This window comes from Sphingomonas sp., from assembly GCF_040398505.1.
Classification (GTDB): Bacteria; Pseudomonadota; Alphaproteobacteria; order Sphingomonadales; family Sphingomonadaceae; genus Sphingomonas.
In genome coordinates this window covers 6738-25053 of sequence record NZ_JBBATX010000020.1, presented here as the reverse complement: position 1 = coordinate 25053, position 18316 = coordinate 6738, and the positions used below count along the sequence as shown (strand labels likewise).

Below are 18316 nucleotides of genomic sequence, written 5' to 3'. Positions count from 1 at the left end.
CCTTATGGCAAGCTGGCGTTCCGCCGCGTGCCTGCTAGGAGGCGGCAGCGGGAGACGGGAATGCGGGGAAGCGATACGGTCTGGCGCGCGCTGGCAATGGCGCGGCGGGCCAATCTGGCGGCAAGCGGTCACGCTGCGCCGGTGCCGGGCGAAGCAGGGCGAACGCGGCGCGCGGTCTTGCTGGCGCTGGGGGCGAGCGGGGTCGCCGCCGCGCTGCCGCATCGGGCGTTTGCCGCTGGAACGGGCAGCGGCCCGGTTGCGATTATCGGCGGCGGGATCGCCGGTCTCACCGCCTTGTGGCACCTGACCCAGGCGGGGATCGATGCGCGCTTGTACGAAGCCCGCGCTCGGCTCGGCGGGCGCGTCTATACCGCGCGCGAAACGGGTAAGCCGACGCTCGAGACGGGCGGGCAGCTCGTCAACACCGACCATGCCGACGTGAAAACGCTCGCACGTGCGTTCGGGATCGACTTGATCGACCGCAAGGGCGCACCGCACCGCACGATGATCCTGGCCGAGGGCAAGGACGTGCCCGAAGGCAAGCTCGCCAGTGCGCTACGCGGGATTGCCGGGCAGATCGACGCGGATTCGGTGCGGCTCGATCAGGATTATGCCAGCGTCGCGACCGAACTCGATCGGCTGAGCTTCACCGGGTATCTCGACAAGCACGCCGCCTTGATGCCCGAGCCGTGGGTGCGCCATTTGATGGAAGCGACCGCGCGCACCGAATATGGCGTCGAGCCGGATGCCGCCTCGGCGATCGAACTGGTGTTCAATCTGCCGGCGATCAACGGGCGGCGGATCGATCTGCTTAGCCGCAGCGACGAACGCTATCTGATCGCGGGCGGCAGCAGCACGCTGATCGACGCCATGGCGGCACGCCTGCGCGACCGGATCCAGACCAACCGCCGCGTCGTGCGAGTCGATCCGTTCGGCCCGGGCGTGCGGCTGGTGTTCGCCGACGGCAAGACGGTGGACGCGGCGAATGTGATTGTCACGACCCCGGCGTCGATCACGCGGAAAATCGATTTTCGCATTCCCCTGCCGCCCTTGTGGCGACGCTTCATCGCCGAAGTGGGTCTTGGCGCGAACTCGAAGGTCCAGGCGGGGATGACCGCGCGCCCGTGGGACAAGGCGATCGGGCGCGGTGGCGAGATTTGGCAGACCAAGCCGGGGGCTGGCCTCGCAAGCGGCTGGGACGGCAGTGTACGCGGTGGCACGGCGACCGGTGACGTCTGGACCTGGTTCCTCGGCGGGGCGGAAGTCGCGACCGCCGATGTTGCGGAACCGGGCGTGCTTGCGCGCAAATTCGCCGCGCAGGCGGAAAGCGCGATCCCGGGCATGACTGCGGCCACCAGCGCGTTTGCGCGGCGGACCAATTGGCACCGCGATCCGATGGCGATGGGGGCCTATGTCAATTTCCGCCCCGGCCAGCTGACCCGGTTCGGGCGGCTGATCTGGACCGAGGTCGATGGCAGCGCCAGGGTGCCGGTCAGCGCCGGACCCGTGCTCTTCGCGGGTGAGCATCTGTCCGACGCCTATCCCGGCTATATGAACGGTGCCGCGCAGACCGGGCGGCTCGCGGCCTCGACGATCATCGCGGGCCGGGCGCATGCGCGGCGCTTGAGTTGAGTGCCGCTTGATCCTAACCCGCGCGGCATGACCGAGGATGTGCGTTTCGGGCTCGCCCGCCATGTGAACTTGCCGGGGCCACTGCGGCTCGACGGCGGGGCGTTGCTGTCGCCGGTCGAAATCGCCTACGAAACCTATGGCACGCTCAACGCCGACGCGTCGAACGCGGTGCTGATCTGCCACGCGCTGACCGGCGACCAGCACGTCGCCAGCCCGCATCCGGTGACGGGCAAGCCCGGCTGGTGGACGCGGATGGTGGGCCAGGGCAAGCCGGTCGATCCGGACCGGCATTTCATCGTCTGCGCCAATGTGCTCGGCAGTTGCATGGGGTCGTCGGGACCGGCGACGATCAACCCGGCGGCGAGCGCGCCGTGGGGCATGGCCTTCCCGGTGATCACGATCCGCGACATGGTGCGCGCGCAAGCGCTGCTGCTCGATCATCTCGGCATCGCGGTGCTGCAGGCGGTGGTCGGCGGGTCGATGGGCGGGATGCAAGCGCTGAGCTGGCCCGCGACCTTCCCCGAGCGTGTCCGCGCCGCCGTGGTGATCGCCTCGACCGCGCGCCACACCGCACAGAACATCGCCTTTCACGAAGTCGGGCGGCAAGCGGTGATGGCCGATCCGAAATGGCGCGGCGGCGCCTATTATGATCTGGGCGACCCGCCCGCAGCCGGGCTCGCGGTGGCGCGGATGGCGGCGCACATCACCTATTTGTCCGAGGCGGGCCTGACCGAGAAATTCGGCCGCCGCTTGCAAGCGCGGCCCGACCGACCCGACGGCGCGATCAGCTTCGGCTTCGACGCCGATTTCCAGATCGAAAGCTATTTGCGGCATCAGGGGATCAGCTTCGTCGATCGCTTCGACGCCAACTCCTATCTCTACATCACGCGCGCGATGGATTATTTCGATTTGGGCGGCGAGCATGGCGGCCATCTCGCCAACGCCTTTCGCGCGACCAAGGCGCGCTTCTGTCTGGTGAGCTTCGACACCGATTGGCTCTATCCAACCGCCGAATCGCGCGCGATCGTCCACGCCCTGAACGCAGCGGGTGCGCCGGTCAGCTTCGTCGAACTGTCGAGTCCCTATGGCCACGATGCCTTCCTGCTCGATGCGCCCGAGATGAACCGCGTCGTCGACGGGTTCTTGAGGGCCGGGGAGTGAGCCTGCGCCCCGATCTCGCGATCATCGCCGAGCATGTCGCGCCGTTCAGCCGGATTCTCGATGTCGGCTGCGGTGACGGCGCGCTGATGGCGGCGCTCCGCGACAGCAAAGGGGTCGACGCCCGCGGGCTGGAAATCGATGCCGGCAATGTCGCGGCCGCCGTCTCGCGCGGGCTGTCGGTGATCCAGGGGGATGCCGATCGCGATCTCGCCGAATATCCCGATGCGAGCTTCGATTATGCGATCCTCAGCCAGACGCTGCAGACCGCGCGCCGTCCCGATGTCGTGCTCGATCATCTGCTCCGGATCGGGCGGCAGGCGTTCGTATCCTTCCCCAATTTCGCGCATTGGCGCGTGCGCATGTCGCTTCTGTGGGGCGGGCGGATGCCGGTGACGCGGTTGCTGCCCGAACGCTGGTACGACACGCCCAACATCCACCACGTCACGATCGACGATTTCAGGAGCTTCGTCGCCGAACGCGGAATCGAGGTCGAGGGTGCCTGGTTCCTGTCGGGCGACAAGCGCACGACCTCGGCCGCCGCCAATATGCTGGCCGAACATGCGGTTTTCCGATTGCGAAAGGTGCGCGAGATCAAGGAACCAACCGGGCCGATCCGGGGTTAGCTTACCCTGAACGCTGAAGGACCGAAGTCATCGTCATGCCCGCCACCGCGCTGATCGTCGAAGATGAAATCTTCGTTGCGCTCGACCTCGAACGTATCCTGATCGATGCGGGCTATGCGGTGAAGGCGATCGCCGCGGACCGGATCGGCGCGCTCGAGGCGGCGGCGGATTGCAGCTTTGCCTTGGTCGACATCAATTTGCGCGACGGCGCGACCGGGCCCGACCTCGCGCGCACGCTCGCGCAGGATTATGGGTTGAAGGTCGTGTTCGTCACGGCCAATCCCGGGCAGATTGCCAATCCGAGCGGTGCGCTCGGCTATGTGCGCAAGCCGTTCAGCGCCGATGCGATCCTTGCTGCCGCCGCCGTTGCGACCGAAGGTGCGACGATCCAGCCGCCGCACCGCGATTTCGTCCCGCTCGTCTGAGCTCAGCCTCGGCTGAGCGATGTCTTCGGGATCGCGATCGCGACCCGCAGGCCGGCGGGATCCCAATCGCGCGTCACCGCGCCGCCGAGTTGCCGCACCGCGCTCAACTCGATCAATTCCGAACCGAATCCCGCATTCGCGGGTGCGCTGACCGGTGCCCCGCCTTGCTCGCGCCAGTCGAGCAGCAAGCGATCGTGCTCGGACCGGATCGCCACGGTGATTGTTCCGGCATCGGTCGCGAGCGCGCCATATTTGGTCGCGTTGGTGGCGAGTTCGTGGAACAGCAAGGCGATCGGCGTGGCCGAGCGATCGTCGATTGCGACATCGTCGCCATCGACCAGGATCCGCGCACCCTCCTGCGGCTGGTAGGGCAGGAACAGCTCGCCAAACAGGCCGTGCAGGCTGGTTGGTGCCGCGGTCGGGCGCGACTGGGCGCTGTGCGGCCGGACGAAATCGTGGGCGCGGCCGAGCGCGGTCACGCGGGCGCGCAAATCGTCCGCAATCGTCGAAAAGGCGGGATTGCCGCGTGCCGAAAACGCGATCAGGCCGGAAATCACCGCGAAGATGTTTTTGATCCGGTGGCTGAGTTCCTGGGCGATGATTTCGCGTTCTTCGCTCGCCTCTTTTTGCTCATGAATGTCGGTGCAGGTTCCGAACCAGCGCACGATCGCGCCCAATTCGTCGCGGATCGGCAGCGCGCGGCCGAGTGTCCAGCGATACTGGCCATCGTGGCGGCGCAAGCGATACTCGATCTGATACGGTTCGCCGGTCTGCAGCGACTGCTGCCACACGATTCGCGCGCGTTCCTGATCGTCGGGGTGGAACATGTCGTTCCAGCCCTCGCCATCGGTCGATCCGGCGGGGACGCCCGTGAATTCGTACCAGCGCGCATTGTAATAATCGTGAAAGCCGTCGGGCAGCGTCGACCACACCATTTGCGGCATCGTATCGGCGAGCGTGCGAAACCGCCCTTCGCTGTCGCTGATCGCAGCGCGCGAGGCGGCGGTGGCGCGGCTGTCGCTCAACCGCATCATCACATCGGCCGCCAGCACGCGTAGGCCTTGCGCTTGCACGTCGGTCAGCCCGTCGCGCGGGACGGTGTCCAGCACGCACAAGGCGCCAAGCGCGACCCCATCCGCCCGGATCAGCGGCGCGCCCGCATAGAAGCGCAAACCCATCGCGCCGGTGACCAGCGGATTGTCGACGAAGCGCGGGTCGCGCGTCGCATCAGGCACGACCATGATGTCGTGCTCAAGCATCGCATGCGCGCAGAACGAGGTTTCGCGGGCGCTTTCGGTCGCATCGTAGCCGGTGCGCGCCAAAAAGGTCTGACACGTCTCTTCGACGATACTGACCAGCGCCGTCGGCGTTCCGCACAAGGCAGCGGCGAAATCGGTGATCTGCTTGAGCGCCGCATCGTCCTGCAAGGCGTTCAGATCGTGTTCGGCGATCGCTGCTGCGCGCACGGTCTCGTCGATGCGCCAGCCGGAATGGTCCGGCCTGGCGGTGGTGAAAAGATCCATCATGCGAAGAGAACGCCGAAACGCCGTTTTGGGTTCAGAACGGTACGTCGTCGTCGAGATCATCGGCGAAGCCGCCACGCGCCGCCGCGCCGCCCGATGGAGCGCCGCCGCCGCCGCCGAGCGCCGCGCCACCGCGATTGCCACCGCCGCCGCCATAGCCGCCACTGGAGCCGCCGCCGAAATCGTCACTACCGCCGAAATCATCGCGCGCGCCGGAACCACCGCCGCCGCCGCCGCCGCCGGCCCCACCGCCGCCGCCGGGCGCGCCGTCGAGCATCGTCAGAACGCCGTTAAAGCCCTGCAACACCACTTCGGTGGTATAGCGGTCCTGCCCTTGCGCGTCCTGCCATTTGCGGGTCTTGAGCGCGCCCTCGATATAGACTTTCGAGCCCTTGCGCAGATAGCGCTCGGCGACATTGCCGAGCGCTTCGTTGAAGATCGCGACCGAATGCCATTCGGTCTGTTCCTTGCGCTCGCCGGTATTCTTGTCCTTCCACGATTCGGACGTGGCAATGCGCAGATTGACGACCTTGCCGCCATTCTGAAAGCTCTTGCTCTCCGGGTCGCGGCCCAAATTGCCGACGATGATGACCTTGTTGACGCTGCCCGCCATATCGCGATTCCCTAAAGTCCGAGTCCGATCGCGGCCCAATAGGTCGCGCCTGCTGCGATGTAAGCGAGCGCGAACAAATAGCCAACCATGAAGGCAGGCCATTTCCATCCATTGGTCTCGCGCCGCGTCACCGCGATCGTTGAAATGCATTGCGGCGCGAACACGAACCACATCAGGAAGGCGAGCGCCGTCGGCAGCGACCATCTTGCCTGAAGATTGCGACGGAGCTGGCCTTCGCCGCGCGGATCATCGGGATTGTCGATCGAATAGACCGTCGCGATCGCGCCGACCGCTGCCTCGCGCGCGGCCATCGCGGGCAGCAAGGCGAGCGCGATATCGTGGTTGAAGCCGATCGGTCGCACCACGACTTCGATCCCCGAGGCGATTCGCCCGGCGATCGAATATTCGCTTTGCTTTTGCCCGACAGGCGCGACCGGATAGCTGGCGAGCACCCAGAGCAAGACGATCGTCAGCGCAATCGTGGTGCCGGCGCGCTTGAGGAAAATCTCGGCGCGGCTCCATAATCCGATCGCGACATCGCGTAGCCGCGGCATTTGATATTTGGGCATTTCCATCATGAAACCCGACGAAACGCCGGCGGTGACGGTCCGCCGCAGGACAAGCGCCACGACGAACGCGCCGACCAGGCCCATGATGTAGAGCGCGAACATCACCAGCCCCTGAAGTCCGACAAAGGGCAGTACCCGCGTGTCGGGAATCAGCGCGCCGATCACCAGCGTATAGACCGGCAGCCGCGCCGAGCAGGTCATCAAGGGCGCGATCAGGATCGTCGTCAGCCGGTCCTTTTCATCCTCGATCGTGCGCGTCGCCATGATGCCGGGGACGGCGCAAGCAAAGCTCGACAGCAAGGGAATGAAGGCGCGCCCCGACAGGCCGACGCTCGCCATCACGCGGTCCATCAGAAAGGCCGCGCGGACCATATAGCCCGATGCCTCGAGCACGAGGATGAAGAAGAACAGGATCAGGATTTGCGGCAAAAACACGATCACCGCGCCGACGCCAGCGAGCAGCCCGTCGGTCAGCAACGAGCGCAGCGGTGTATCGGGCAGCGTCGCGCGGATCGACTCCTGCGCCCAGGCGATCCCGGCGCTGATCGCATCGGCGGGGACGGTGGCCCAGCTGAACACCGCCTGGAACATCGTGAACAGGATGACCAGCAGCAGCAGCACGCCCCACACCGGGTGGAGCGCGACCGAATCGAGCGCGTGCGTCCAGCGCCGCACCGGCGCTTCGGATATAGTTGCCCCCAGCGCGATTTTGCGCGCGCGGCGTTGCAGCGTGACGATATCCTCCCCGATCGCGGGGTCGCTCGGGCGCAAGCGGATCGCGGCGGTTTCGAGGATCAGCGTGCCGAGCGTCGCCTTGACCTCGTCGAGCCCGCGCCGCCGCACCGCGACCGTCGGGATCACCGGTACGCCCAGTTCTGCAGACAGTTTGACCGGATCGAGCGTCAACCCGTCGCGCGCGGCCAGATCGATCATGTTGAGCGCCACCACCACCGGCAGCCCGAGCGCGATCAATTGCAACGCAAAGCGGAGATGATTGTCGAGGTTGGACGCATCGACCACCACGATCAGCGCATCGGGCAAGCGCTCGCCGATTTGCGCGCCGGTCACCACATCGCGCGTCACGCGCTCGTCGGGGCTCGACGGATCGAGACTATAGGCACCCGGCAGATCGACCAGCTCGACGATCCGGCCATCGGGGAGGACGAGCTTGCCCGAATGGCGTTCGACCGTGACGCCGGGATAATTGCCGACCTTCTGCCGCGCGCCAGTCAGCGCGTTGAACAGCGCGCTCTTGCCGGCATTGGGATTGCCGACCAGCGCCACCAGCGGCGTAGCGGCCATTTACTGTGCGACGGGAGAGACGAAAATCGCCCCCGCGACCGCGCGGCGCAGCGCAACGGTCATGCGGCCGATGCGGCACGCGATCGGCCCTTTGCCAAGGCTGGCGCGGTGCAGCACTTCGACGCCGACGCCCTCATCGAAACCGAGCTCGCGCAAACGCCGCGCTTCCGGAGTCGAGAGATGCGACCAATCGATCGTCGCGACGGTCGCGCATTGCCGCTGCGGCAGCGATTCAAGGCTGAGCGGGGGTCTCACGGGGCTCGACATATCCATACTGCGATTGATTATCAATAACGGCAGCGCGACGCCAGCATTAAATGCGAACCATTCTCACACCGCCGGATAGCGCAGCCGCCCGATAAAGCGCGACAGGCTCGGGCGCAGGTCGCTTTGGCCGATCAAGCGCGCCTTGGTCTTTTCGAAGCGCATGATGCCCTCGATCCGGCGCGCGAGAAAGGCGCTGGTCGCGGCATGGCCGTCGCTTTCATCGTCAAGGAAAACGGTGATCGTCGCGGCATAGACGCCGGCCAGGATCGTACGCTTGGTATAATGGTTGTAATCGGTCGCGGTGTCGCCGGCCGCGCGCCACATCACATCGGCGGCGTGCCAGCCGAGCTTGACGCCGCGCAGCGCATTTTGCGGCAGCGCCAGGATCGCCAGTGCGCGACGGAGTGCTTCGCGGTTGGGGGCGGTCTCGGTGAGGCGGGCTTCGACCAGCGCGGTGATCTTCGCGCGGATCTTCATCGCCGCGAGTCGCTCGGGCGGAAGCTGCGCGAGCATTGCGGCGTCGACGCTGGCGAACCACGCGTCGATCATCTCGACCGCGCCGCCAGGAAAGGCGAGCCGGGCGACGTCGCGGTCGACCCCAACCGCGTCCGCCGCCAGATCGCGCGCATCGTCGCCCCATCCGTCGAACCCGGCATTGGCGGCGATCGCGGGGGCAAGCGCGAGGCGGATTTCATCGAGCGTCGCGTCGGCGAGCCCCGAATTTGTCGTGGTGTCGGTCATACCCGACAATCTAGGCGCGCGCGCGGCGGCTGACCAGTACCAGTGCGACGCCAACGCACACCGCCCCGACAAGATCGGCAAAGCCCAGCCGTTCGTTATAAACGACCCAGCCGATCGTCGCCGCGACCAGCGGTTGTGTGAGCAGCCCAAGCCCGACCGTCAGCGGCGGCAAGCGGCCAAGCGCGTAGATCATCAGCCCCTGCCCGACGATCTGGCTGACCAGCGCAAGCCCGATCAGCGGAGTCCAGTCGGTTGGGAACAGCCTTTCCCCCAGCAGCAGCGCAAACGCGAGCAGCGGCAGCACGCTCGCCAGCGTCGACAGCGCGAGCGCGGGCAGCGGCGCCATCGTGGCGCGCGCGCGCGCCATCAGGATGAAATAGCCGGTGTAGAGGATGCCGGCGAGCAGGCAGAGCAGATCACCGACCAGATGGCGCGGGTCGAGCTGATACGATCGCCCCATCAGCAGCGCCGCGCCAGCGGTTGCGAGCGCAAGCGCAATCCCCTGCAGCCGCGTTGGCCAGGCGCGCGCGATCAGGAAACCGTAGATCGGGAACATCAACGTCGCCGAATTGCCGAACAACGTCGCATTGGCCAACGTCGTGCGCAAAATCCCGAGGTGCCAACTCCCCAAATCTGCCGCAAAACACAGTCCGCCAAGCGCAATCATCACCCACAGCGCGCGCGACAGGCCGCCGCCCTGTTTCTGGCTCGGTCGCCACCCGGTCGCCAAGGCCGCCGCCAGCAGCACGGGTGCTGCCAGCGTGATTCGCCAGAACGCCGAGGCGACCGGCCCGGTTTCGGACAGCCGCACGAACCACGGCCCGAAGGCGAGCGCGCCATTGGCAACGATCAGCGCCGCCAGCGGGAGCACCGATGTCGTTTCCGGTGCGACAGTTTTTCTTGTGGGAGAGGCGACGTGCATGGCACGCCTTAGCGTCCTATCTGTTACGCGTCAGGTAGCAAAACAAAACGGAGTTTCCATGCCCAGCCTCTTTGATCCGATCCAGCTTGGCGCGATCCACGCGTCCAACCGCATCCTGATGGCACCGCTCACGCGCGGCCGTGCCACCAAGGAAGCGGTTCCGACCGACATCATGGTCGAATATTATACGCAACGCGCCAGCGCCGGCCTGATCATCTCCGAGGCGACCGGCATCAGCCGCGAAGGACTCGGCTGGCCATTCGCGCCGGGGCTGTGGACCGATGAGCAGATCGAGCATTGGAAGCCGGTGGTCGAGTCGGTCCATGCGGCGGGCGGCAAGATCATGGTGCAGATGTGGCATATGGGGCGTCAGGTGCATTCCTCGGTGATCGGCGGGCAGCCGGTGTCGTCCTCGGCGACGCGGACGGCGGGGCAGGCCCACACCTATGAGGGCAAGCAGGATTTCGAGGTGGCACGGCCGCTCGAACTCGACGAAATCCCGCGGCTGCTCGCCGATTACGAACATGCGACCAGGAACGCGCTGCGCGCCGGGTTCGACGGGGTGCAGATCCACGGCGCGAACGGTTATCTGATCGACCAGTTCCTGCGCGACAATGCCAATTTGCGCGATGACGGCTATGGCGGATCGATCGAGAATCGCATCCGCCTGATGCGCGAAGTGACCGAGCGCGTCGCCGGCATTGCGGGGGCGGATCGGACGTCGATTCGCCTGTCGCCCAATGGCGATTCGCAAGGCGTCGATGACAGCAACCCGGTGGCGCTGTTCACCGCCGCGGCCAAGGCGCTCGACGCGATCGGCATCGCCTTTCTCGAACTGCGTGAGCCGGGTCCGGACGGCACCTTCGGCCGCACCGACGTGCCCAAGGTCAGCCCGCAGATCCGGCAGGTCTTCTCGAACCCGCTGGTGCTGAATTCGGACTATACGACAGTCGAAGAGGCACAGGTCGTGCTCGACAATGGCACGGCGGACGCGATCGCGTTCGGGCGCCCCTTCCTCGCCAATCCCGATCTCCCCGAACGGCTGCGCACCGGCGCGCCGCTCAACCCCGGCAACCCGCGCACCTGGTATAGTCAGGGGCCTGAGGGCTATACGGACTACCCGTCGCTGGAAGAGGTCGCAGCGGCATAATCAGTCGAGCGGAACAAACCGCAACGGCAAACCATCCTTGGGGCGCGGAATGGGCCAGGCCTGCCATTCCGCGCCCGATCCTTCGTCGAGCTCGATGCGGTAGCGGCTGAGCAATTGCGTGACGAGGATGCGGATCTGCATCGTTGCGAAGTGCAGCCCCAGGCACATATGCGCGCCGCCGCCGAACGGCACCCAGGCATATTTGTGGCGCGCGCGGACCTTGTCGGGGGTGAAGCGCAGCGGATCGAAGGTGTGCGGATCGGGCCACAGCTCGGGCATCGTATGCGTATAGGCGACGCTGACGCTCACCGTGCTGCCCGCCGGAATGTGATAGCCGCCGAAATCGAACGGCTTGATCGCGCGCCGTGGCAGCGACGGGACGGGCGGGATCAGCCGCAGCGCTTCCTTGAACGCCATGTCGGTCAGCTCGAGCCGGTCGAGCTGGCCGTAGGGCAGACCCCCGGTTTCGTTGAGCCCGAGTTCGGCGATTTCGGCACGGATCTTCTCCTGCCATTCGGGGTTACGGCCGAGCAGCATGATCAGACTCGTCGCCGAGGAGGTGATCGTGTCGTGCGCCGCCATCATCAGGAAATTCATGTGATCGGCGATCGCATCGGCGGAGAGCGGCTGCCCGTCATCGCCCGTCGCGCGGCAAAATTGCGAGAAGAAATCCTGACCGGTCCCGGCGCGGCGGGCAGGGATCTCGCGTTTGAACAGGTCGATCAGATATTGCCGTGCCTTTACACCCTTGCGCATTTGCGAGCCCGGCAGTGGAATGCGGATCGGGGTGATCGAAGCCTGCACTTCATCGACGAACGCCTGGTTGATCTTGGTCGCCTCGGCGCCGAGCGGCATGCCGAGGAAGCTCTCGGCGGCGAGATCGAGCGTCAGTTCCTTGATCGCATCGTAGAATTTCAGGCGCTTGCCGCCCCAATCGGCGACGGTCCGCGCGATCCCGGCGTTGAGCGTCTCGGCATAATGCCGCATCGGCTCGGGCTTGAACGCGACCGCCATCACGCGGCGATCGGCGCGATGCTTGTCGAAATCCATCAGCATCAGCCCGCGCGGGAAGAGCAGGTTGAGCAGCGGGCCCCAGCCCTGTTCGGACGAAAAGACGCGGTCGCGGTCGAACAGCACCAGCTCGTTCGCCTCGGGGCCCATCAGGCTGACGGTCGGCCCGCCAAAGGCATTGTTGCGGAACACCGGACCATAAGTGTCGATCATGCGCTTGCCGAATGCGACCGGATCCCTGAGCATCCGGAAGGTATTGCCGACGAAGGGCAGCCCATCCTCACCCGGAATCTCGCGAATCTCGGTCTGCTTTTGCGGGGGCAGCCAATGCGGATTGGCTTTGTGGGTATGGGCGTAGGCCATCATCGCGCTCCTGCTTACTGACACCGGTATAAGTAAGGGTGAGCGGCAAAGGAAGGGGCGCGCGATGAGGTGCTCCCGCTAAAGTCACACTTGAGTCGCACCATCGCGGTGGTTTGCGCGCTCTCGCGCCGGGCGGCGGCGCGGTGGGAAAAGGCGGGCGTTAAGCTGCGGGGCATGTCGCCACGCTACAGCTTCCGGACGGTGTAGGACAGGCCTCCAGCGCGACGGATTACGCAGGTTCGGTCTGCCCAGCCGTGCACGCCACGCCGTGGCAGTTCAGCCGAAGCGAGTCTTCAGGTCCAGCATCGCGAGCGCCGCCTGCGCCGCGCCACCACCCTTGTCGAGCTGCGCCGGGTCGGCGCGGACGATGGCTTGCGCTTCGTTTTCGGTGGTCAATATACCGTTGCCGATCGCGAGGCCATCCATCGACAGCGCCATGATGCCGCGCGCGCTTTCGCCCGCGACGATTTCGAAATGATAGGTCTCGCCGCGAATCACCACGCCGAGCGCGACGAACGCGTCATAGGCCCCGCTTTCGGCCGCCAGCGCAATCGCGCCGGGGACTTCGAGTGCGCCGGGGACGGTGATCGTCTCATGCGCGTGTCCGGCCTGCTCGATCGCGGCGCGCGCGCCGGCGAGGAGCATGTCGTTCAGATGGTCGTAGAAGCGCGCTTCGACGATGAGGATCTTGGCCATGGGATTTCACACTCCGTTCGTTTGATGCGCTTCCCCGGCGAAGGCCGGGGCCCAGTTACGAGCGCTTTGATGAGCGTGCATACCCTGCTTCTGCGACCTCCGCGACTGGGCCCCGGCCTTCGCCGGGGAAGCGGAAAATCGAAGAAGCGCAATAGGGCGTTTACTCGCCCCCAGTCCCCGGAATCGCGCGTTCATCGACGATCGACAGGCCATAGCCTTCGAGCCCGACCAGCGCATGGTGCGTGTTGGTCAGCAGCACCATTTCCTCGACGCCGAGCTCGGCGAGGATCTGCGCGCCGACGCCGTAATCGCGCAGTTCCTCGACTTCGGGCGCGCCCGCGCCCTTGCCCTCGCCGCGCAATTTCATGAAGCGGGTGACCGAATCCTTCATCGGGCGATTGATCACGACGATGACGCCGGCGCCAGCCGCGGCGATCAGCTCCATCGAGCGCGAGAGCAGGCCCGCGCGTTCGGATTGCTCGCCGAACATGTCGACGAAATAGGAGGCGGTGTGCATCCGCACCAGCGTCGGGTTGGTCGGATCGATCTTGCCCTTGACCAAAGCGATCGACTCTTCGCCGGTCGCCTTGTTGTAGAAGGTCATCGCCTTCCACTGTCCGCCCCATTTCGAGTCGAACGCCATTTCGGCGCGCTTCTCGACCAAATGATCGTGGCGGCGGCGATAGGCGATCAGATCGCGGATCGTGCCGATCTTGAGGTTGTGGAGCTGGGCGAAGGACACGAGATCGTCGAGGCGGCTCATCGTGCCATCCTCGTTCATGATCTCGCAGATCACGCCCGACGGGTTGAGCCCGGCGAGCCGCGAGACATCGACCGCCGCCTCGGTATGCCCGGCGCGCACCAGCACGCCGCCGTCGCGCGCGACGAGCGGGAAGACATGGCCGGGGGTGACGATCTCCTCCTTGCCCTTCGACGCATCGATCGCGACCGCGATGGTGCGCGCGCGGTCAGCGGCGGAAATGCCGGTGGTGACGCCGTCACGCGCCTCGATCGAGGTGGTGAAGGCGGTTTCGTGGCGCGTGCCGTTGTGACGGCTCATCAAGCCGAGGCCGAGTTCGTCGACGCGACGCTTGGTCATGGCGAGGCAGATTAGGCCACGACCATGCTTGGCCATGAAGTTGATCTTCTCCGGTGTCGCCATTTGCGCCGGGATGACGAGGTCGCCCTCATTCTCGCGGTCTTCATCATCGACCAGGATGAACATGCGGCCATTCTTGGCCTCGTCGATCAAATCCTCCGGGCTAGACAGGAACCCATGGCGCAGGCGCGCAACTTCAGGCTTTTGCACGATAATGCTCCATACGTTTCAAATAGCGGGCGAGGACGTCGATTTCGATGTTCACTTCGGTGCCCGCGCTCAGCGTGCCGAGGGTCGTCACCTTTTGCGTGTGCGGAATGATGTTGAGCGAGAAGACCGAGTGGTCGTCATGGTCGGTTACCGCGTTCACCGTCAGCGACACGCCATCGACCGTAATCGATCCCTTGGCGGCGATGAAGGGCGCAAGGTCGGTCGGAACCGCAAGGTCGACCTTCCAGGAATCGCCCTGGATGAAGACATTGACGACCGTACCGATCCCGTCGACATGCCCGGTGACGATGTGGCCGCCCAATTCCTCGCCGAGCTTCAACGCGCGTTCGAGGTTGAGACGGCGGCCTTGGGTCCATTGGTCGGCGGGGGTACACGACACGGTCTCACCCGATACGTCGACCGCGAACCAGCCCGGTCCTTTGTTGATGACCGTCAGGCACACGCCCGAACAGGCGATCGACGCGCCGAGATCGACGCTCGCCATGTCATAGGCGGTGTTCACGAAGATCCGCAGGTCGCCGCGCGCTTCGATCCGGTCGATGCTGCCGATATCGGTAATGATGCCCGTGAACATGGGTTTTGGTTTATCCTTTGCCGCCATCCCCGGGCGCAAAACCGGTTCCCACTTTTGCTGGGACGGCGGAGTCCCTTACGCGCTCGTAAACCTCGAGCCGGTCGCTGCCAAGGGTGCGCGCGTCGCTGTTTCGCCACCGGCCATGCGCGTCCGTCAGATCGATCAGCCCGAGGTCGGGCAGCGTGCGTCCCCCCCCGACCACGATCGGTGCGCGGTACAGCAGGAGGCGGTCAACGAGATCGGCGGAAAGGAACGCCGCCGCCGTCGTCGCGCCGCCTTCGACCAGCAGATGATCGACCCCGTCGAGCGCCGCAATATCGTGCGGGGTGGCGATTTGCTCCCAGCCTGTGCTCGCGGTTTGCGACAGGACAATGCGGCGCGGCGCGCGCGGCTCCAGCCCGGCAAGCCGCACATCGAGCGCCGGATCATCGGCCTCGAGCGTGCCGCGCCCGACCAGGATCGCCTCATGCCGCGCGCGTTCGAGATGGGTATGCGCGCGCGCCTCGGGCCCGGTGATCCATTTGCTCAGCCCCGATCCGAGCGCCGTCGCCCCGTCGAGAGACACAGCGAGCTTGAGCGTCACGTGCGGCCGTCCGAGCGCGCGCCGCGTAAGGAATCCGGCCATCGCCGATTGTGCTTCGGCGGCGCAGGTGCCGACATCGACCGCAATCCCGGCGGCGCGCAAGCGTGCGACCCCGCTGCCGTCGGTCCGCGGATCGGGATCGCCCAGCGCGACGACGACGCGCGCGACGTTCGCCAATTGCAGCAAATCGCTGCACGCGGGGCCACGCACCGAGACATGCGCGCAGGGTTCGAGCGTCGTATAGACCGTCGCGCCGCGTGCCGCGTCGCCGGCTTGGGTCAGCGCCATCGCCTCGGCATGCGGACGCCCGCCGGGCTGCGTCCAGCCGCGCCCGACGACGCGGCTGTCGCTCACGATGACGCAGCCGACATTGGGATTGGGGGCGGTGCGCCCGCGCCCGCGTTCGCCCAGCGCCAATGCCGCGCCCATCCAGCGCGCGTCGTTCACCGTCAAATGCCGAAGGATTTCAGGGCATTGTCCAACTTTTTCAGCTGCACTTTGCGCTCGGCCTGGAGCCGCTTGAGCTCCTGCTCCTGCCGCGTCTGCTCGACCCCGTCGATCTTCTGCTGCGCGATGATCTCGGCATCGGTGCGATCGGCGCGCCATTGCTGCACATAGATGACCTCGCGGTGATAGGCCGGCTTTGGCATACGCGTCACGTCGAGCGTCCCCACGATCATCGTGTAGCTCAGCACCAGCGACAGCGCCATGAAGCCGATCTGATGCGGCCGCCGTGTGACGACATAGCTGCGCAAGTCGTGATACGCGCGGATCGGAGAGAAATACTGCCGGAAATTCATACGTGGCAAGATAGGCGCGGCAGGCGACCGATGCCAGCCCCCAGGACCGCTCGAGCCGCCGCGCCCATCCGTTACCCCTCATCGAGGACGAAGCGGACCGCCATCATATGCCATGCCTCGATCGCGACGCCGTCCCTGGTGCCGGGCTTGAAGCGCCATTTGGTGAGCGCTTGCTTGCGCGTCGCGTCGAAGAAGGACGGGCTTGCCGCGCTGACTTGCTCGACGTCCTTTACGCGACCGTCGATGCCGATCAGCACGCGCACCACGACGCGGCCTTCGCGCTCGCCAAGGCGCATGTCGCTTGGGTAAGCGGGTTGGAAAGCGTCGATAAAGCGCGAATCAAGCGTGGGATCGCGCAGCACTGGGGTGTGCGGCGGAATGATCGTGCCGATGTCGATCCCGGTGCCGACCGTCAGCGTGTTCGTCGGGGGCAAATCGATCAGCGGGCCGGTTTCTGCGCCAGCCGCCGGCGTCACCGTCGGCGTGGTCAGGTCGACTGGGTCGCGCTGCTGCGTGGGGATCGGCTTGAGCGTCTTTGTCTGAGGCTGCGGCTTGGGTGGGTCGATCGGTGGCGGGTCTGGCGTCAGCGGAATGGGTTCGCCGATCAAGATCGTCGTAACGTGCCGCGCGATATTGGGGGTCGCGAGCGTCAGGCCGAACGCAATCACGCCACACATGGCCAGCGACAGCGTTACACCGGCAGGATCGAGCCCGCGCCGGTTGGAATACCGATCTGCATACATCGTCCATCTCCATCTGTGTCGTCCGATCGGATGTCGGGCGTGGAGTTGATGTTACATCATTACATGCAACACGCAAGAGACAAAGTATCATGCAGCAGAAGCTAGCTGGACAAGCGTGAAACCGCGCGGTCCTGACCGATCAGCGGCAGCAAGGTCTTCATGTCGGGGCCATGATCGCGCCCGGTCAGCGCGCGGCGCAGCGGCAGGAACAGCGCCTTGCCGCTGCGCCCCGTCTCGGCCTTCAGCGCGGCGGTGAGCGTGTGCCACGGGTCGCCATCCCACGGAATCGTTGCGGCGATCCGCGCCGCGGTAACGAGGAAATCGGCGTCGGCGGGGTCGCGCGTCGCAGCGATCGGACCTTCGATCACGCCCCACCAGTCTGCCGCGTCGGCAACGGTCGCGAGATTGGGGCGCACCGCCTGCCATTCCGCCGCGCCCATGCCGCCCGGCAAGCGCGCCGCAACCGTATCGAAATCGAGCTGGTGGACGATCTTGGCGTTCAACCCGGCCAGCTCGGCTTCATCGAATCGCGCCGGCGCACGCCCGAACGCACCGAAATCGAAGGTCTCGACCAGCACGGCCGACTCGACCAGCGGCTCGACCGGCAAGCTCGTGCCGATCCGTGCGAGCAGCGCGCGCACCGCGGCGGGCTCGATGCCGATCTCGCGGAAATGCGCGACGCCGAGCGACCCCAGGCGCTTCGACAATTTGCCCTCGGTCCCGACCAGCAACGCCTCATGCGCGAAAGCGGGCGGTACGGCGCCCATTGCCGCGAACATCTGCAATTGCAGCGCGGTGTTCGACACATGGTCCTCGCCGCGCACGACATGCGTGATGCCCATTTCCAGATCGTCGATCGCCGAGGGGAGCATGTAGAGCCACGAGCCATCGGCGCGGCGGATGACCGGGTCGCTCATCGTGGCGGGGTCGAGCTTCTGCGGCCCGCGAATCAAATCGTCCCACACGATCGGCGCGGCATGATCGAGCTTGAAGCGCCAGTGCGGCAGGACGCCATCCGCCTCCAGCGCGGCGCGATCCGCATCGCTCAGCGCAAGTGCCGCGCGGTCGTAGATCGGTGGCAAGCCGCGCCCGGCGGCAATCTTGCGCTTGAGGTCGAGCTCCTGCCCCGTCTCATAAGCGGGGTAAATCCGCCCGGCCTCGCGCAACTGCTGGAAGCGTGCCTCATACAAAGCAAAGCGCGCCGACTGCCGTTCCTCGCCATCGGGGACGAGCCCCAGCCAGTTGAGATCGGCGCGAATCCCCTCGACGAAACGCTCTTCGCTGCGCG

General features: G+C 66.0%; 19 protein-coding genes. 5 read left to right on the top strand and 14 right to left on the bottom strand.

Features of this window, described 5'->3' with window-relative positions:
• Positions 1–60 precede the first annotated feature (60 nt).
• From ABWP09_RS04630 to ABWP09_RS04615, 4 genes are read left to right on the top strand one after another with little or no spacing between them, the layout of a single operon-like run.
• Positions 61–1632 (top strand): flavin monoamine oxidase family protein, encoded by a 1572-nt coding sequence (locus ABWP09_RS04630; protein ID WP_353203988.1) that lies wholly within the window; start codon positions 61–63, stop codon positions 1630–1632.
• 27 nt (positions 1633–1659) lie between these two features.
• Positions 1660–2793, top strand: a complete 1134-nt coding sequence (gene metX, locus ABWP09_RS04625; RefSeq protein WP_353203987.1) for a homoserine O-acetyltransferase MetX — start codon at positions 1660–1662, stop codon at positions 2791–2793.
• Positions 2790–3416 (top strand): methionine biosynthesis protein MetW, encoded by a 627-nt coding sequence (metW, locus tag ABWP09_RS04620; RefSeq protein ID WP_353203986.1) that lies wholly within the window; start codon positions 2790–2792, stop codon positions 3414–3416. Before metX ends, metW begins: the two co-directional genes overlap by 4 nt.
• A 35-nt stretch (positions 3417–3451) precedes the next feature.
• The gene (locus ABWP09_RS04615) at positions 3452–3841 is read left to right on the top strand and encodes a response regulator (RefSeq protein ID WP_353203985.1); all 390 of its coding nucleotides are present in this window, start codon (positions 3452–3454) and stop codon (positions 3839–3841) included.
• A gap of 2 nt (positions 3842–3843) precedes the next feature.
• On the opposite strand, the gene ABWP09_RS04610 is transcribed toward ABWP09_RS04615, so the two are convergent.
• From ABWP09_RS04610 to ABWP09_RS04585, 6 genes are read right to left on the bottom strand one after another with little or no spacing between them, the layout of a single operon-like run.
• The gene (locus tag ABWP09_RS04610; protein ID WP_353203984.1) at positions 3844–5367 is read right to left on the bottom strand and encodes a sensor histidine kinase; all 1524 of its coding nucleotides are present in this window, start codon (positions 5365–5367) and stop codon (positions 3844–3846) included.
• Between the two features lie 31 nt (positions 5368–5398).
• A complete protein-coding gene (gene ssb / locus ABWP09_RS04605; RefSeq protein WP_353203983.1) occupies positions 5399–5977 on the bottom strand; it encodes a single-stranded DNA-binding protein in 579 nt (192 codons plus the stop codon).
• Between the two features lie 11 nt (positions 5978–5988).
• A complete protein-coding gene (feoB, locus tag ABWP09_RS04600; RefSeq protein WP_353203982.1) occupies positions 5989–7848 on the bottom strand; it encodes a ferrous iron transporter B in 1860 nt (619 codons plus the stop codon).
• Positions 7849–8121, bottom strand: coding sequence for a FeoA family protein (locus tag ABWP09_RS04595; RefSeq protein WP_353203981.1), 273 nt, complete (start codon positions 8119–8121; stop codon positions 7849–7851).
• Between the two features lie 57 nt (positions 8122–8178).
• Positions 8179–8856, bottom strand: a complete 678-nt coding sequence (locus tag ABWP09_RS04590) for a COQ9 family protein (RefSeq protein WP_353203980.1) — start codon at positions 8854–8856, stop codon at positions 8179–8181.
• A 10-nt stretch (positions 8857–8866) separates the two neighbouring features.
• On the bottom strand, positions 8867–9778 hold the full coding sequence (locus tag ABWP09_RS04585; RefSeq protein ID WP_353203979.1) for a DMT family transporter: 912 nt from the start codon (positions 9776–9778) through the stop codon (positions 8867–8869).
• A gap of 58 nt (positions 9779–9836) precedes the next feature.
• Here ABWP09_RS04585 and ABWP09_RS04580 point away from each other — a divergent pair, with 58 nt between their 5' ends.
• A complete protein-coding gene (locus ABWP09_RS04580; protein ID WP_353203978.1) occupies positions 9837–10928 on the top strand; it encodes an alkene reductase in 1092 nt (363 codons plus the stop codon).
• Here ABWP09_RS04580 and ABWP09_RS04575 read toward each other — a convergent pair whose 3' ends face one another.
• The 8 genes from ABWP09_RS04575 to ABWP09_RS04540 form a co-directional block, all read right to left on the bottom strand.
• The gene (locus ABWP09_RS04575; protein ID WP_353203977.1) at positions 10929–12302 is read right to left on the bottom strand and encodes a cytochrome P450; all 1374 of its coding nucleotides are present in this window, start codon (positions 12300–12302) and stop codon (positions 10929–10931) included.
• 276 nt (positions 12303–12578) lie between these two features.
• The gene (ribH, locus tag ABWP09_RS04570) at positions 12579–12998 is read right to left on the bottom strand and encodes a 6,7-dimethyl-8-ribityllumazine synthase (protein ID WP_353203976.1); all 420 of its coding nucleotides are present in this window, start codon (positions 12996–12998) and stop codon (positions 12579–12581) included.
• Positions 12999–13158: 160 nt separating this feature from the next.
• Entirely contained in the window at positions 13159–14307 is a 1149-nt protein-coding gene (gene ribB / locus ABWP09_RS04565) for a 3,4-dihydroxy-2-butanone-4-phosphate synthase (RefSeq protein WP_502959758.1), read from the bottom strand.
• Positions 14294–14902, bottom strand: a complete 609-nt coding sequence (locus ABWP09_RS04560; protein WP_353203975.1) for a riboflavin synthase — start codon at positions 14900–14902, stop codon at positions 14294–14296. Before ABWP09_RS04560 ends, ribB begins: the two co-directional genes overlap by 14 nt.
• Before the next feature lie 10 nt (positions 14903–14912).
• Entirely contained in the window at positions 14913–15932 is a 1020-nt protein-coding gene (ribD, locus tag ABWP09_RS04555; protein WP_353203997.1) for a bifunctional diaminohydroxyphosphoribosylaminopyrimidine deaminase/5-amino-6-(5-phosphoribosylamino)uracil reductase RibD, read from the bottom strand.
• Between the two features lie 2 nt (positions 15933–15934).
• Entirely contained in the window at positions 15935–16285 is a 351-nt protein-coding gene (locus ABWP09_RS04550; RefSeq protein ID WP_353203974.1) for a hypothetical protein, read from the bottom strand.
• 71 nt (positions 16286–16356) lie between these two features.
• Positions 16357–17028 (bottom strand): energy transducer TonB, encoded by a 672-nt coding sequence (locus ABWP09_RS04545; protein WP_353203973.1) that lies wholly within the window; start codon positions 17026–17028, stop codon positions 16357–16359.
• Between the two features lie 101 nt (positions 17029–17129).
• Positions 17130–18316: glutamate--tRNA ligase (locus tag ABWP09_RS04540; RefSeq protein ID WP_353203972.1), on the bottom strand; the 1187-nt coding region annotated here is incomplete at its 5' end.